18 protein-coding genes are annotated in these 15,526 nt (G+C 44.6%); 9 read left to right on the top strand and 9 right to left on the bottom strand.

Annotated features, from left to right (window positions below; translation table 11 throughout):
* Positions 1-84 precede the first annotated feature (84 nt).
* Both MKY62_RS01985 and MKY62_RS01980 read left to right on the top strand, forming a co-directional pair.
* A complete protein-coding gene (locus MKY62_RS01985; RefSeq protein ID WP_003178817.1) occupies positions 85-825 on the top strand; it encodes an LXG domain-containing protein in 741 nt (246 codons plus the stop codon).
* Between the two features lie 115 nt (positions 826-940).
* On the top strand, positions 941-2,644 hold the full coding sequence (locus tag MKY62_RS01980; RefSeq protein ID WP_003178816.1) for a methyl-accepting chemotaxis protein: 1,704 nt from the start codon (positions 941-943) through the stop codon (positions 2,642-2,644).
* 19 nt (positions 2,645-2,663) lie between these two features.
* On the opposite strand, the gene MKY62_RS01975 is transcribed toward MKY62_RS01980, so the two are convergent.
* Both MKY62_RS01975 and MKY62_RS01970 read right to left on the bottom strand, forming a co-directional pair.
* Entirely contained in the window at positions 2,664-3,467 is an 804-nt protein-coding gene (locus MKY62_RS01975; protein ID WP_003178814.1) for a protein kinase, read from the bottom strand.
* A gap of 5 nt (positions 3,468-3,472) precedes the next feature.
* The gene (locus MKY62_RS01970; RefSeq protein WP_003178812.1) at positions 3,473-3,676 is read right to left on the bottom strand and encodes a hypothetical protein; all 204 of its coding nucleotides are present in this window, start codon (positions 3,674-3,676) and stop codon (positions 3,473-3,475) included.
* A gap of 266 nt (positions 3,677-3,942) precedes the next feature.
* Here MKY62_RS01970 and MKY62_RS01965 point away from each other — a divergent pair, with 266 nt between their 5' ends.
* Both MKY62_RS01965 and MKY62_RS01960 read left to right on the top strand, forming a co-directional pair.
* On the top strand, positions 3,943-4,389 hold the full coding sequence (locus tag MKY62_RS01965) for a NucA/NucB deoxyribonuclease domain-containing protein (RefSeq protein WP_003178810.1): 447 nt from the start codon (positions 3,943-3,945) through the stop codon (positions 4,387-4,389).
* Positions 4,390-4,406: 17 nt separating this feature from the next.
* Positions 4,407-4,805 (top strand): competence protein ComJ, encoded by a 399-nt coding sequence (locus tag MKY62_RS01960; RefSeq protein WP_003178808.1) that lies wholly within the window; start codon positions 4,407-4,409, stop codon positions 4,803-4,805.
* Positions 4,806-4,843: 38 nt separating this feature from the next.
* On the opposite strand, the gene MKY62_RS01955 is transcribed toward MKY62_RS01960, so the two are convergent.
* The 3 genes from MKY62_RS01955 to MKY62_RS01945 form a co-directional block, all read right to left on the bottom strand.
* Complete coding sequence (locus MKY62_RS01955; protein WP_003178806.1) at positions 4,844-6,280, bottom strand: family 1 glycosylhydrolase; 1,437 nt, start codon at positions 6,278-6,280, stop codon at positions 4,844-4,846.
* 69 nt (positions 6,281-6,349) lie between these two features.
* Positions 6,350-7,075 carry an AAA family ATPase gene (locus tag MKY62_RS01950; RefSeq protein WP_059261071.1) on the bottom strand — a complete coding sequence of 242 codons (726 nt, stop codon included), beginning with the start codon at positions 7,073-7,075 and terminating at the stop codon, positions 6,350-6,352.
* A 96-nt stretch (positions 7,076-7,171) separates the two neighbouring features.
* A complete protein-coding gene (locus MKY62_RS01945; protein WP_003178803.1) occupies positions 7,172-7,723 on the bottom strand; it encodes an NAD(P)H-dependent oxidoreductase in 552 nt (183 codons plus the stop codon).
* A 183-nt stretch (positions 7,724-7,906) separates the two neighbouring features.
* Between MKY62_RS01945 and MKY62_RS01940 the strand changes: the two genes are divergently transcribed.
* The 3 genes from MKY62_RS01940 (at position 7,907) to MKY62_RS01930 (ending at position 10,340) form a co-directional block, all read left to right on the top strand.
* On the top strand, positions 7,907-8,782 hold the full coding sequence (locus MKY62_RS01940) for a transporter substrate-binding domain-containing protein (RefSeq protein ID WP_003178801.1): 876 nt from the start codon (positions 7,907-7,909) through the stop codon (positions 8,780-8,782).
* Positions 8,783-8,793: 11 nt separating this feature from the next.
* Complete coding sequence (locus tag MKY62_RS01935) at positions 8,794-9,477, top strand: amino acid ABC transporter permease (protein WP_003178799.1); 684 nt, start codon at positions 8,794-8,796, stop codon at positions 9,475-9,477.
* 302 nt (positions 9,478-9,779) lie between these two features.
* A complete protein-coding gene (locus MKY62_RS01930) occupies positions 9,780-10,340 on the top strand; it encodes a hypothetical protein (protein ID WP_003178794.1) in 561 nt (186 codons plus the stop codon).
* A gap of 103 nt (positions 10,341-10,443) precedes the next feature.
* Here MKY62_RS01930 and MKY62_RS01925 read toward each other — a convergent pair whose 3' ends face one another.
* From MKY62_RS01925 to MKY62_RS01915, 3 genes are all read right to left on the bottom strand, one after another.
* Positions 10,444-10,785, bottom strand: coding sequence for a DUF3147 family protein (locus tag MKY62_RS01925; protein WP_003178792.1), 342 nt, complete (start codon positions 10,783-10,785; stop codon positions 10,444-10,446).
* Positions 10,776-11,204, bottom strand: coding sequence for a MarR family winged helix-turn-helix transcriptional regulator (locus MKY62_RS01920; RefSeq protein WP_003178790.1), 429 nt, complete (start codon positions 11,202-11,204; stop codon positions 10,776-10,778). Before MKY62_RS01920 ends, MKY62_RS01925 begins: the two co-directional genes overlap by 10 nt.
* Before the next feature lie 86 nt (positions 11,205-11,290).
* On the bottom strand, positions 11,291-12,247 hold the full coding sequence (locus MKY62_RS01915; protein WP_003178789.1) for an acetylxylan esterase: 957 nt from the start codon (positions 12,245-12,247) through the stop codon (positions 11,291-11,293).
* A gap of 166 nt (positions 12,248-12,413) precedes the next feature.
* Here MKY62_RS01915 and MKY62_RS01910 point away from each other — a divergent pair, with 166 nt between their 5' ends.
* Both MKY62_RS01910 and MKY62_RS01905 read left to right on the top strand, forming a co-directional pair.
* Positions 12,414-13,325, top strand: coding sequence for a permease (locus MKY62_RS01910; protein ID WP_003178764.1), 912 nt, complete (start codon positions 12,414-12,416; stop codon positions 13,323-13,325).
* 4 nt (positions 13,326-13,329) lie between these two features.
* Positions 13,330-14,175 carry a TIGR03943 family protein gene (locus MKY62_RS01905; protein ID WP_003178762.1) on the top strand — a complete coding sequence of 282 codons (846 nt, stop codon included), beginning with the start codon at positions 13,330-13,332 and terminating at the stop codon, positions 14,173-14,175.
* Positions 14,176-14,212: 37 nt separating this feature from the next.
* On the opposite strand, the gene MKY62_RS01900 is transcribed toward MKY62_RS01905, so the two are convergent.
* Complete coding sequence (locus MKY62_RS01900) at positions 14,213-15,457, bottom strand: PucR family transcriptional regulator (RefSeq protein ID WP_003178760.1); 1,245 nt, start codon at positions 15,455-15,457, stop codon at positions 14,213-14,215.
* Between the last annotated feature and the right edge of the window lie 69 nt (positions 15,458-15,526).

The following is a 15,526-nucleotide window of genomic DNA, read 5'->3' as shown; positions in this document are numbered from 1 at the left end:
GGATATTCAGGATTTATTGCCCAATTCCCTGTGGCAAAGTGGTACACTCTGTACTATATAAGTCGCAGGAAGGGCAGATTTCCAATGAAAGTCTACGAAGCGGAAACCCTAATTTCAGCTATGAAGCAAAGATCTGATGAATATAAAAATTTGAGAGAACAGCTCGTCAGCTTAAAAAAAGCGTTAAACAGCGTCGCAGAACTTGATGAGTTTCAAGGAAAAGGCGCCGATGCCATTAAAGCGTTTTACAGAGACCTATCAGGAGTCGTAGACGGCTGGCTGGATTTAACCGATATGCAGATTCAGTTTCTGAATGGTGTATCTTCTGCTGCCGAAAATGCCGGACTTTCAGAGGATACGTTCGTTGATGTTCAATTTCTTGAACAGGAGCTTGCAAATGTCCACATTCACTCTCAAAACATGGTCTCCGCACAGCAGCAAGAGCTGTCGAATATTTTAGGACAGATAGATGATTTAATATCGCTACAGCCGTTCTCATCCGATGAAATCAAACAGCAGCTTGACGCTGCAAACCAAAACAGAAAAGACACAATCAAGGCTGTCGAAGATCTTGATGGACTGCTCAAAAGAGAATACTCGGCCTCTGAACATATTCAGCAAATGATCCAGACCGACTATTCCGCCTTAATCGACGCAACAGGAAAAGGGAAAAATGCGTCTCCGTTAAACTACAATTCACATATCTATCAAAACAGTGAAGTCTATAAAATGAAACATCGCATGCATCAAGAGGCAAGAAGCTACATCGCAAATAAACAAAAACAGTATGAAACAGGAAAAGCCGAAAAAGCAGAGGAACTTTAGGCTTTCAGATTGTCCAAAACCCCGTTTTCACAAGCGGGGTTTTCTTTTTCATTTTGTCAACACGCCTCCGTTTTAACCGATATTGTATACAGGTGAAACAAAAGGGGGAAAAGCAGTGAAGAAAAAGCGATTTAAGCTGAAATTGGGGACGAAAATTAATCTTCTCGTGTTAGCCGTTATTCTGATCTTTTCGTCAGCACTCGGGATTTTCATTATCAAAGAGCTTTCAAAAGAGTTAGAACAGATGGCGACAGAGAAAGCCAAAAGCGATTTGAAATTGAGCTACCGTTATTTGAATGAATCTCTTGAAGGTGATTGGGAAGTCAAAGAAGACAGGCTCTACAAAGGTTCGACCCTTATTAACGGAAATGAAGAACTCGTCGACCAAATCGGCAATGATACGAAAGACACTGTCACCATCTTTCAATATGACACGCGCGTATCTACAAATGTGACGGTAGACGGAAAACGCGCTGTCGGAACGAAAGTGTCTTCTGAGGTAGCAAATGCGGTTTTAAAAGAAGGAAAAAACTTTTATGGAAAAGCAGATGTAGCGGGAAAAACATATCAAACGGCATATATGCCGATCAAAGACAAGAGCGGTGAAGTTATCGGCATCTTTTATACAGGGGCCGACCAGGATATGATCACAAGCACTCTTCAATCGTTCCTGAAAATTTTTGCTATCGTTCTGACTGCTTCAATCATCATCTCCATTTTGCTTGTCCTCATTTTCACCAAAAGGATAGGCGGAAGGCTCAGAATGCTGACTCATGCTTTTGAACAGGCGGGCAGCGGCAATTTGACAACCGAGATCCAGGATGATTCGACAGATGAACTGGGCGACTTGTCACATCATTTCAATCAAATGAATGACAGCCTAAACCGGCTGATGCAAAAAATTTCACAGTCGTCGCACAGTGTAGCTGCCGCTTCTGATCAGCTGACATCTGGAGCTGAAGAAACAAGCCTCGCTTCTGAGAAAATCACCGAAGCCGTCCAGCATATCGCAAGTTCATCGGAAATGCAGACATCGGGGATAGCAGGCAGCAAACAAGCCGTTGAACAAGTTTCCGCCGATATACAAAACATATCAGAAAACGCTGCGATCCTGAATGAAAAGAGCCAATACGCCCGCAAAAAAGCAAAACAGGGGGCAAAAGATATCTCCGAAACGATGCGGCAAATTCACACGATGCATCAATCGGTCCATGAAAGCGGAGAAATCATTGAAATGCTTAATACAAGATCATATGAAATCGGCAGCATTTCAAAAGCGATCACGGAGATTGCCGATCAAACCAACCTGCTCGCTTTGAACGCTTCAATAGAAGCTGCAAGAGCAGGAGAACACGGAAAAGGATTCGCCGTCGTTGCGGAAGAAGTTCGCCGTCTTGCCGAACAGTCGCAGCAATCAGCCAATCAGATCTCCCACCTCATTTCAGAGATTCAATCAGAAATCGCAACCACAACCGATTCAATCATGACAGTGAAAACGGAAGCGGTCAACGGCGTCAAAATGATCGAACAGAACAAAAGGACATTTGAATCTATTGACGGCTTAATGGAAGAGTTCAGCGTAAGAATTTCCGACTTGTCTTCCGACGCCCGGCATATATCGCAAAGCATTCAAAACATCACAACATCATTTACAGCAATCTCAAAAGAAGTTCAGGAAACATCTGATTATTCACAACAAGTCGCAGGTCTGACAGAAGAGCAGTTTGCGGCTATGGAAGAAGTCACCGCCTCTGCAAATGAACTCTCCAAACTGGCTGAAGATTTGCATCAGCTCATCGGTGAAGTCAAAATGAAATAGCAGGGAAAAAGGGCTGCCGTTAAAACGGCAGCTTCTTCTTTTCCGCCGTACAGGAAATCAAATCGCCGATAATGTCTTCTGCACGCTCATACGGGAGATCAATCTGCAGCATCTTCCGCAGAACAGATTTAAGCCCAGACGATATGCTGAGCTCTTCTTCCCAGCATTTTTCTTCCTCGTCGGACGGGGTAAAACCGGAGTACAGGAGAAACAATGCAAAATGCCCTAACGCATAAAAGTCACTTTTGACTGAAACTGCACGCATCAGCTTTTTTTCCGGGTGCCGGTTATCAACGCGTTCTCTCTCAGTCAGGCGGCATGCCAGTCCGAAATCTATGATGCGGATCGTTCCTCGATTCACAATCAAATTTGGGATCCTCAAGTCCCGGTGAATAATCCCCCGGCTGTGAAGAAGTGAAACGCTGTGAAGCACCTCCTTCAATATGCTGATCGTTTGCTGTTCATCAAAGACACGCCCATCATAAAAGAGCAAATCTTCAAACGTTTTTCCTTCAATATACTCCATTACGATAAACCGCTCGCCGGCCGCTCGAAGCACCTCATATAGACGGGGCGCGGCAGGCAGATCCAATTCCCGCAAAATTTCAGCCTCGCGGTTGAAAGACCGCCAGCCGGCTGATGTCCATGCTTTTGTTTTTCTCTGCTGCTTGATGACGCGGAAACCGGATCTTCCAAGTTCTTCGGCAAGATATGTGATGCCGTAGCTGCCCATCCCGAGCACACGGTTGATTCGATATCTCCCCTCCAAGACGGTTCCTTTTTTGAGCGGGCGGTCAAACAGCCATCTTATCAATGTTTTCACGTGATTTAGCTGCTGCCGAAAAATTTCTTGTGCTTTCTTTTGTAATGGCGATGACCGTACCCTTTTCTTTTATAATCGCTGCTGCTGTACTTTTTGTATGATTTCCGTCCGTAATCGCTGCTGCTGTATCGTCGGTTTTTGCCGTTTTGAAGTGCCTTCAATAGCTTGCGAAGCAACTCGATCAGCTCCTTTTCTGTCTTGTATTTCATATCATTCGCGCAGAAAGGCTTGATAAAGGGGGCTCTGAAAGTTTTTCTTTCATATGAAAAATTTAAATTTTGAACCTCTAAAACTTTCTAAACGACCGGCAAAATTTTAAAAAAAGCGATTTGATAGACGGAAACTCAGCATTTCAAGAGGAAAAACTTATTAATCTCCCCTTTATTTCTCAAATCATTTTTACGATAATAAAGTTGTATTTACTTCCGGTCCACTGCGGCCGAATGATTTAACATAAGAAAGCAGGACAACAAGAATGGACAAGATTAAATCTTTGCTGATCACCTTGCTCGCCGTCGCCGTCGTGATCATCGGTATTGTATCTGGCGACTTTTTCACTTCAGAACACCAGCCTTCGGGCCGGCAAAACGGCTCAAACTACGATGAAGTGCTGATTTTTCCTTCGGACCGCTATCCTGAAACAGGCGCACACATTCGAAAGGCTATCAAAAAAGGGCACTCCGAAATCTGTACGATCGACAGGGACGGAGCCGACGAACGCCGAAAGGATTCATTGAAAGATGTTCCTTCCAAATCAGGCTATGACCGCGACGAGTGGCCGATGGCCATGTGCGAAGAAGGCGGAACAGGTGCTTCTGTCGAGTATATCAGCCCGTCTGATAACCGTGGAGCAGGATCTTGGGTGGGCAATCAGGTAAGCGATTATCCGGACGGGACGAAAGTACTTTTCAAGATTAATTAACACTGGGGGTACGGTCTTTGATCAAAAAGTGGGAAGCACAAGAAATGACGATGTCATACCATCAGTTTACCGTTTATCAGAAAGGCGGAAAGCCGCCCGTTATGGATTGGACAGACGAGGATATTAAAAGAGGATATACAACGGGAGAGCACGCGGTCTCGTTTGAAGCTCTCGAAAACACGGCATCTTCAGTAGAAGTCCGTTTGAATGCCCAAAAACAGGTGCCCTCCTTCAACAGGCGCGTCACCGTTCCTTTCGAAGTGCTTTATGACGGGGTAGAAATTGCAAGCGTCCTATCCAAGAAATTGACATGCGATATTCCGCAAGGCGCCTATCAGCTGACATGCTATACAATAATGCCTGATCACAGCGGCACTGCACAGATCACCTATCTTCTCGATTTTAAACAGGCTTGAACAACGGATAAAGGCGCCGGTTTCATCCGGCGCCCCTCCTAAAGCTCTTCCCCGTTTGTCTGAATGACGTTTTGGTACCAGTAAAAGCTGTCTTTTTTAATTCTCTTCAAGTCCTTTACATTCTCTTCATCACGGTTAATATAAACGAAACCGTATCTTTTCTGGTAGCCGTTCAGCCAGCTCAATAAATCTGTAAATGACCAGCTGCAGTAGCCGATTAAATCGACTCCGTCGTTTAAAGCCTGTCTGCATTGTTCAAGGTGCGCACGCAAGTAGGCAATTCTGTAGTCATCATGAATCGTGCCGTCATTTTCAACCTTATCGAATTCCCCCAGCCCGTTTTCCGTTATGAAAAGCGGAAGCCCATAGCGGCTGGAAATCCTGCGAAGTCCGATTCTTAGACCGATCGGGTCAATGGCCCAATCCCAATTCGATGTCTCAAGATGAGGGTTCCTTTTTGTTTTGTATAAACCCGGCATGCCTGTTTCCTGATTGCTTCCCTTTTGGCCGGTCGTATTCATCTTTCCTTCCGATACCCCGTCAAGAGGATTCATTTCATATGTGATGGTTTGATAATAATTCACACCGACAAAATCGGGTTTTCCTTTTGCTAAAAGCTCCATATCCCCATCTTCAATTGTCGGCGCCCAGCCTTTTTCCTTCAGATACTTTAAAGGGATGTCCGGATATGTTCCCCGGCAGTACATATCAAGCCACCAATAGTTTGTAAATTCCTCGGCATTCTCGAAGGCGAGGATATCATCCGGACGGCTGGAGAGGGGATATGCAGGCGAATAAGCAAAACTCGGTCCGATTTTTCCATCGGGAACATACCGGCGAAAAGAATCGATTGCCTTTGCATTCGCTAGAAATGCAATATGGTTAGCCTCATAGAAGCGTTTTCTATCCTTCACACCCGGGGGATGCATCGCTGTGATAAAGCCGTGATTAAAGTTGTAATTTTGCTCGTTAAGGGACACCCAATATTTAACCCTGCCTCCATACCGCTTATAGAGCGTAACGCAATACGCATTGAAATCCTCTATAATTCTTCTGGATTCAAAGCCGCCGTATTCATCCATTAAAGCCTGGGGAAGATCCCAATGATAAAGCGTCAAAACAGGTTCAATATCATGAGCAAGGAGCTCATTAATCAAGTCATCGTAAAATCTCAAACCCGCTTCATTGGCTTCTCCCCTGCCCTGCGGAAAAATCCTCGGCCAGCTGACTGAAAAGCGGTATGCTTTTAACCCCATCTCAGCCATTAAAGCAACATCTTCTTTAAAACGGTGGTAATGGTCGACCGCAATGTCTCCATTGCTTCCTTTAAACGTTTTTCCGGGAATCTTTGTGAACACATCCCAAACCGAAAGCCCCTTGCCGTCTTCATTCCAGGCTCCTTCGATCTGGTAGGCTGCAGATGCTGATCCCCATAGGAAATGATCTGGAAATGGGCGTAGTCGCTGATGAATCATATAGCTCAACTCCTGTTTCATATTTTGATCCGGATGCTCCTTATCATATCCTATGAAACGCGTTTCAGATCAAACGTCATCTAAAAACAGCTCCGCCAAAAGCTTTTCCCGGTGCTGAAGAAAATACTTGGTTAAAGTGTAATGATCCGTATCCTCATAGTTCACTTCAGCGATTTGTTCACCATCAAAACTAAAGATTTCGGCTTCCGGATCCCCTAATAAAATGGGGGAGTGGGAAGCGATGATAAACTGAGCCTGGCTGGATTTCGTCAAATCATGAATGATTTTCAAGAATGCCAGCTGTCTTGCCGGAGATAAGGCCGCTTCAGGCTCATCTAGAAGATAAATCCCCTTTTCTTTAAAACGATGCTTGAAAAGCGATAAAAAAGATTCGCCGTGCGACTGCTCGTGAAGAGATCTGCCTCCGTAGCTTCGAAATCCCGTGATATCCACTTCATCAATATGAGTGGCAAAATGATAGAAAGATTCAGCGCGCAGAAAAAAGCCGTTTGTTACTTTGGGAAGCCACGACAATCTGATATAGTCTCCAAGAGCCGATCCGGAGCCGTACACTTCATATGTGTTATTTCTTCCCCCGCCGGCTGTGTTAAATTCGCATTTATCTGCGATTGCTTCAAGCAGCGTCGATTTGCCCGATCCGTTTTCCCCGACAAAAAATGTTACGTTTTTTTGAAACGTCAGTTCTTTTAAATGTTGAATAGCAGGAATTGAAAATGGATATTTTGCATAAGAAGGAACTCCTTCCCGAAGTAAAGTCAGCTTTTTTAAAAACATGCGGACACCCCCTGCTTTGCTTTTACTCAACTGTATCACGTTTTCTTGGAGGGTAACGAAAAAAAGAGGTCTGCGCTTGTGCACAAACCTCTTTACTTAAATCGAAAATACTTCTTTTAAATGGGCGTCCAGATCAGCTAAATATTGATCCACTTGCGGATTGCTGATTACATCATGGACAGAGAATGTTTTTAAAGGCTTCATGCCGATGAATTCCTGCATTTTGTGCAAATGAAACAGCGCTTCATCAAGGCTTTTACCTTCGAAGAATGTCCCCGCCTTGGAGAATACATCCTTCGGCGCGTTCCATGTGGTTGAAAACATATACTTTTTATCGGTAAACAGTCCGCCTCTTCCGTAGTCTTCAGACCCTTGATAAAAAAGCCCGTACTCATAAATTTCATCAATATATTTTTTAAATAAAGCAGGAACGCTGAACCAGTAAACAGGCGTCTGATAAATAACGGCATCAGCCCACTTGAATTTCTCGTGTTCCTCCGGGATTTGATAGCCGTCTGCCACCACTGTTTTTTTCACTTCATATTTTTCGCTCAGCTTGTCCGCCATCGCTGTAAAAATAGTGTGATTGAGCTGTCCTCTTGCATGGGGATAGGCTTCATGCCCGTTGATGATTAAAATATTTTTCATCTTTCTTATCCTCCTTATGTTTCAATTTGCCAATACCTTTATGATTCCATCTTTCACCTTAAAAAGTAAAGCAGGTTGCACAATCAATCATTTTATTTTTTCCCAATACTAATTATCTTATTGCCTAATCCCTACTTCAGTGCTATGGTTTACTTGACTAAAGGAATAGGAGGATTGTTTTAAGTGAATAAATTGCATACGTATAAGCGCATTACATTGTTGATAACTGTGTTGGCGCTTGCTCTTATAACAGCTGCATGCAGCACAGCTCAAAATAAGGCTGAAAACAAAAAAACGGCCTGGGATGAGATAAAGGAAAAAGGGAAGATCGTGGTAGCGACTTCAGGAACCCTTTACCCCACTTCATATCATGACACTGATTCCGGCAAGGACAAGCTGACCGGCTACGAAGTTGAAGTCATCCGTGAAGCGGCTGAACGGCTCGACCTGGATGTCGAATTTAAAGAAATGGGCTTTGACGGCATGCTGACTGCGGTGGGGAGCGGACAAGTAGACGCTGCCGCCAACGATATTACGATGACAGACGACCGCAAAGAAAAGTTTTTGTTCTCTACGCCTTATAAATATTCATTCGGAACGGCTATCGTCCGCAAAAAAGACTTATCAGGCATCCACACGCTTGAGGACTTAAAAGGAAAGAAAGCCGCTGGTGCAGCTACGACAGTTTACATGGATATCGCACGCAAATACGGAGCAGAGGAAGTCATTTACGACAACGCGACAAATGATCAATTTTTAAAGGATGTAGCGAATGGAAGAACCGACGTCATCTTAAACGACTACTACCTTCAAAAGCTCGCGCTCGCCGCAATGCCTGATCTGGATCTGACAATTCATCCCGATCTTAAATACTATCCGCATCAGCAAGGCATGATCATGAAAAAAGGAAACACTGAACTTAAAAAACAATTCGACAAAACGATTGATGAAATGCTGAAGGACGGCACAATCAAAAAGATTTCGAAAAAGTTTTTCGGCGGTGCCGATGTTTCGAAAAAGCAGGATATCGACTATATCGATGTCGATGTGAATAAATAGAGGGATTTAAATTGGGCTCTATTCAATGGGAGTATATTTTTAATGCAGAATTGGCTGCGAAATCGTTTCCTTATGTGATGCAAGGCATATGGAATACGCTTTTCATTTCTTTTGCGAGCATGTTTGCCGGTTTAATTCTCGGTTTTTTCATCGCGCTTGGGCGCATGTCCGGGCTCGCTTTGCTTCGTTGGCCGGCAAGAATCTATATCTCGTTTATGAGAGGCGTTCCGATCCTTGTCATACTATTTATCCTTTATTTCGGTTTTCCTTATATCGGAATCCAATTTACGGCTTTGGCTGCTGCCTTAATCGGCTTCAGCATCAACAGCGCCGCATACATTGCCGAGATTATCCGCTCGGCCCTGTCGTCCGTTGACAGAGGGCAGTGGGACGCTGCAAAATCGGTCGGATTCTCCTACTGGCAGACGATGCGCCACGTGATTGTCCCTCAATCGGTTAGGATTGCGCTCCCGCCTCTTGCGAACGTGATGCTTGATCTCGTTAAAGCGTCTTCCCTGGCCGCCATGATCACCGTGCCTGAATTGTTTCAGCAGGCAAAAATCGTCGGCGGACGGGAATTCGACTATATGACGATGTACATTTTAGTTGCCTTGATTTACTGGGCCATTTGCTCGGGGATCGCTTTGCTCCAGGATTTCCTGGAAAAGCGGACAGAGGTTTATATCAAAAAATAATATGAAGCTGCCGGGTACTCCGGCGGCTTACTATACTGTGAAACGGAGGCGGTATTATTCATTTCCTCAGATCAACTCATTTTCACGCAGAAAACCTTTATACGATCGACAGAAACAAAGTAAGCTATCAAACCGATTCATCTGGCCATTTCCAAGCCTCATACGTCTACTGCAACCATGCGAATGAGGAAGACCGAATTCATATATCCGTCTTCTTTGAAGGAAATGACCGGCCCTCGCAAACCTTTCCATTCATCGTTCCCGCTCATTCGTCCAAGGAAATCAACATCAGGCTCCAGCATGTGCCCGCGGGCAGACATATCGTTTATATCATCACCCAGACCTTCATGTTCGATCCAAAGGCTGAGTGCGATTGCAAATGGAATCGGGATGCCGACTATGTAGCGCCCTACTATTTTGAATTGATTTCACATGCTCCGCATCCTGACCGGCTGCCGGCACACCCTGCTTATATTGAACCCGTTAACTGTCAAATATACAGCGGAAGCGCATCTCAAACGGGATTGATTTACCTGTCTGACAAAGCAGGAAACCCCGTTGAAAAATCCGGCCGAGAAGGTCTGTATATCTCTTTGGTCAACCAGGAAGCGCATCGTTTAAAGGGCTATTTATATTACTTTCAAAATGGAGAATATCAAGAGTTCATGATCAGTCAAACTAAAGCTCAAGCATTCTCCTACGAACTCGCTCCTGAAACCGTCCAGACTTATCCGATAAACTTAAAAATACTCGGGAGCAATTATTTCCGATTTCTGTCGACATCCATCCCGCCGGACGGAGCATACCGGGACGCTCCTTTTCCGGCGAGGATGATTTACTACTCCAGGCTTTATACGTGGTAGACTCGGACCGGAATGTTATTCCGTTCCATCCCCCCGCCGGACCTTCTTAGGCTGCTTGTGCGGCAGCACAGGCAGCTCCTTATACCAAAGGACAACCCGCCTTTCACCCGAATATTGCATGGATGAGAGCCTTTTGCAGCATTAAACACCCGCCCCATCCGCATATTCCAAATACAACAGAAATGATAACCGGGAATGATGCTTTTAAACTCAAAACCACGATCAAAAGAAGAACCGCTGTGGCTGGAAACCCCCATAGCACGCCTTTCGCAAATTGGCTTAAATGCTTTAAAGATTCCCCTTGTACACTCAGCCAAAATAAACTCAGCAGACTGACAAGCGGCAAAGCCGCAATCATTCCGCCCATTTCAGGCGATTTTCGTGCAATCTCGGTTATAATGGCAATCAATATTGCAGAAACCCCGATTTTTACTATTAAAAACATGATTTTGCCTCCCGGCTTAACAAGGAAAATGCTGTTTTAACCATTTCGACTTCTTCCTCATTTAATTGCTCCAGCACCTTTTGCAGTTTTTTCGGATTAAGTCTCGTATGCCGTTTCACTGCTTCTTCACCTTCAGGCGTTAACGTGACGTAGACTTTGCGTTCATCGCTGCTGTCCCTGTTTTTCTGTACAAGCCCTTTTTGTATTAGTCTTTTCACATGTTCTGATGCCGTATTATGAGAGACATCCAACAATCTTGCTAAATGGCCAATGGTCACAAAGCGGTTTTTTTCGATATGCTGAAGCATCCGAACCGCTTGGTGAGACAATTGATCATCATGTTTCATGTGCAGATGGTAGTAAATATCCGTCCAGTTCTGATTCATCACTTCTATGGTTTGTTCCGTATTCACTTTCATCACCCTCTCTAATTACATCTTATAATACGATATATTCTTAAATCAAGACATAAAAAAACCCGGCTTCACCGGGTGTTCGCTTTTATTTATTTCAGATGCTTTCTCAGAAACGCCAGCTTTTCGGTTTGGAACGGCGGGATGTATTCGTGTCCAAAATAACGGTACACTTTTATTTCTTTATCCGTTTCCAAGTGATTGTAAGCCGCAAAGACGGTGGATGGCGGAGTGATGGTGTCAACCAGTCCGATCGACATGAGTACGGTCGCTTTGACCAATTGGGCAAGGTTCATGACATCGAAATAAGACAGGGTATGCATGGCCGCCTGCTCAATATCCGGACTGGTGTTTCTTCTGAAAAAGGAGTTGATTTCGAGATATGGCTGGTCGATCGCTGTATCGATCGCTCGTTGAAAATTGCTTAAATAAGGGTATTCTGACACGGCTGCTTTTGGAATATCGGACAGCGCCGAAACCGCGACGGCCAGCCCGCCTCCTTGGCTTGCCCCGATCACCCCGATCCGCTTTTCATCGACTTCAGCAAAACCGCTGACCACTTCGACTGCTCGTACGGCATCTAAATAGACCCCTCTGTAGTAATATGTTTTCGGATCGAGGATTCCTTTTGTCATCCAGCCGGGTACATGTCCGTGATGAGAGATCTCTGTATCTTCACTGCTGTTCTGTCCGCGGACCAGCATACCGAATGCCGCATAGCCGTGAAGAGCCCAATTGACAATATCGTGAATGTCTCCGTCATAGCTTGCGTTATAGCCGTGGTATTTGACGATCGCAGGATGAGGCCCTTGGCGGTCGGGTACTGCGTACCAGCCTTTAATTCGCGCTCCCCCGATGCTTCTGTATGTAAGCCAGTAGACTTTTACCCCGTCAGCCGGATATTCATGCGGTTCAAGCTGCGGTCCCGCTTTTTCATTTGCCAATTCCTCCAATGAACCCTTCCAGAACTCTTTAAAATCGGCCGGTGCCGTCCGTTCAGGTTTATACTGATAAAGCTGTTCAAGCGGCATATCATAAGGCTGCTGCATCTTTTCTTTCCCCTCTTCTTTTCATTTTTTGAATATTCTTATCATAACATTCCCTTTCAAGGCTGTGTATTGATTCTGTTACTCATGCGCCTCCCATTATCTGACCCCCGCCACACAAAACCGCTTTTTTCAATTTATGTTATAATGCTAGATTGAAACTAAAAATATGGATTTGCGCGGAGGTTTTTTTGTGGCTTCACAATCCTTTCTGCAGCTGAACTCAATATTTATCAGTATATTAATAGAAGCGATTCCGTTCGTCTTGATCGGGGTTTTTATATCAGGTTTGATTCAAATGTTTGTGACGGAGGAGATGATGGCGAAAATCATTCCGAAAAACCGATTTCTCGCCGTTTTGTCAGGAACATTTGCCGGGGTATTGTTTCCGGCTTGCGAGTGCGGCATCGTTCCGATTGCCCGCAGGCTGCTTTTAAAGGGAGTGCCGCTTCATGCGGCGGTCGCCTTCATGCTGACGGCCCCGATCATCAATCCGATTGTATTATTCTCGACATTCATCGCTTTCGGAAACAAATGGGATGTCGTGTTCTACCGGGGCGGGTTGGCGATTGCGGTGTCTCTCATTGCCGGGCTGATCATCTCTTATCAATTTAAAGGGAATCAGCTGATCGAAAACGGGACGCACGGACATCACCACCATGTCCATGAGAGCCAGTCTTTCCTGCAAAAGCTCGGCGGGACGCTCCGCCATGCAGTTGACGAGTTTTTCTCAGTCGGAAAATATTTGATCATCGGCGCATTTGTCGCAGCAGCGATGCAGACGTATATTAAAACATCGACTCTTTTGGCGATCGGGCAGAATGATGTATCTTCCTCCCTCGTTATGATGGGGCTGTCATTTGTGCTGTCCCTTTGTTCAGAGGTCGACGCTTTTATCGCTTCTTCTTTCAGCAGTACGTTTTCCCTCGGCTCCCTCATCGCCTTTCTCGTATTCGGAGCGATGGTGGACATCAAAAATCTGCTGATGATGCTCGGCATCTTCAAAAAGCGCTTTGTGTTTGTCTTAATCCCCTACATCGCCGTTATTGTCTTAGCCGGATCACTGTTGGTAAAGGGGTGAGAACATGTTTCGCACATTCATTTTAATGTTGTTTACGTTTTTCTTTTTTCATCTTCATGCATCCGGCAATCTGACAAAATATATTAATATGAAATACGCTTACCTTTCATACATCGCTATTATTCTTCTGGCCATTTTGACAGCTGTGCAATTCTACATTTATATGAAAAGCTCGGATGAAAAAGGATGTAACCATGAATGCGGATGCGGCCATGACCACGATCATGAAAAAGATAAGCCTTTTCTGCAAAGAATGTTCATTTATTTCGTGTTCTTCTTCCCTTTATGCACCGGACTTTTTCTGCCGGCAGCGACGCTTGATTCCAATATCGTCAAGTCGAAGGGCTTCTCGTTCAAAGCGATCGAACAGCCGGAGCATTATGCCCAAACCCAGTACCTGCGCCCCGACACAAGCATCTACTACGGCCAGGATGGGTATGATGAATTGATGAATAAAGCGCTGAAAAAGTATAAAGAAAAACAGCATATTACATTAAAAGATGATGATTTTTTGAAGGGCATGGAAACGATCTATCATTATCCGGGAGAATTCCTTGACCGAACGCTCGAATTCGACGGCTTTGCTTTTAAAGGGGAAGCGATCAGTGACAAACAGCTGTTTGTCCTCCGCTTCGGCATCATTCATTGCATCGCCGACTCCGGCGTCTATGGCATGCTGGTCGAGTTCCCTGAAAATATGGATATTAAAGACGACCAGTGGCTTCATGTAAAAGGAACGCTGTCTTCCGAATACTATCAGCCTTTCAAATCTACAATTCCCGTGCTGAAAGTGAAGGATTGGTCTGCAATAAAAGAGCCGAAAGATCCTTACGTTTATCGGACATATTAAAAGCCGGCACTTCATGTACCGGCTTTTCTTTTTCTGTTTACGATTTGTAGCCTGCTTTCTTCATCAGCATTAAATCGATAAACAACTGACATCTTGTATTAAAATCATTGAGATCAATCGATGTCATTTCCAATATTTGTTTAATTCGGTAGTTGAGCGTGTTTTGGTGGATAAACAGCTGTTCTGCGGATGGCTTGACCTTGCAATTGTTGACGAGATAGATTTCAAGCGTTCTTAAAAATTCGGTGTGGCTTTCTTTATCTTTTTCTTTCAGCAGCTGAAGGTCCGGGTTTACATATTGCAGATGATCGTTTTTTGCGGCGATTTGGTCAAGATATTTGAAAAGCCCGAGCTTTTGATATTCATAGGGAATGTGTTCTTGGCTTCCCGTGATCTCCGCTGCTTTCGTCACTTGGAGCGCCTCTCTGTAGCTTTTGCCGAGGGAGAGCAGGCTGCTGTACTCATTGCCGACCCCGATCAAAATAAGGGGCAGCATTTGCGAGCGCAGATGGGTCAACAGACGGTTGATCAGTTCTGAGGCAGCGGCCAGCGCGGAACGCTTGCGCGACACACTGCCGACAATGATTGCGATATTCGAATGATCCTCCAGTACGTGACTGATGTTGTCTTTCAGGTTTAAATAAGACCGGATCGTTTCCTTTAGATCTTCGAGCAGTTCATCCTCCCCGTCAACGACTTGAAGCACCATGACGGTAAACACGGCCGGCAGGACGACGTTCGCTTTATCGGCGGCGGCCTTCAGCTCTTTTTCCGTTTGAAACTGATCGTTAATTGCCTTTTTGTAAAGCTCTTCCGCCTGTTCTTCTTTTTCTTGTTTGAGGCGTTTTTTCTTATAAATGATCTTCCCGACATGAAAGGAAGCTTGATATAAGAAATCAAGCTCTTCATCAGACAGGTTGTCTTCAATCTCCTGCACCCAGATATAGCCCATTATTTCGTCTTTATGCTTGGCGCTGACGACAACCCGCTGGTTTAAGCCGATTTCTTCAATCTGTTTTACCCGAAAAGGAGTCGGAATCGTTTTCAATTGATCAATAATGCCTTCTTCGACGAACTTTTCAAAGATCGGCAGCGGACATTTTTTGGAGAAAATCGTTTGCTGGTTTGCTGCATCAAAATGGTTAATATAATAGGAGTTGTAAGCTAATAAGAAAAAATCTGCGCTTTCCAGTATGACCGGCTTTTTCAGCTCCCCGCTGATAAAGTCAATGATCTCATTAATGTTTGAAAGAGAAACAACTTGTTCTAATAGCTCTTCCATATCCTTTCTCCTACTCGTTTTTAACTTAATCATACTTCTCCTTTACACTCTTGTATAGACTTATATGCG

Source organism: Bacillus sp. FSL R7-0646 (genome assembly GCF_037969865.1).
GTDB classification, from domain to species: domain Bacteria; phylum Bacillota; class Bacilli; order Bacillales; family Bacillaceae; genus Bacillus; species Bacillus licheniformis.
Note: the sequence above shows the minus strand (reverse complement) of the source record. Positions and strands in the feature narration are given on the sequence as shown.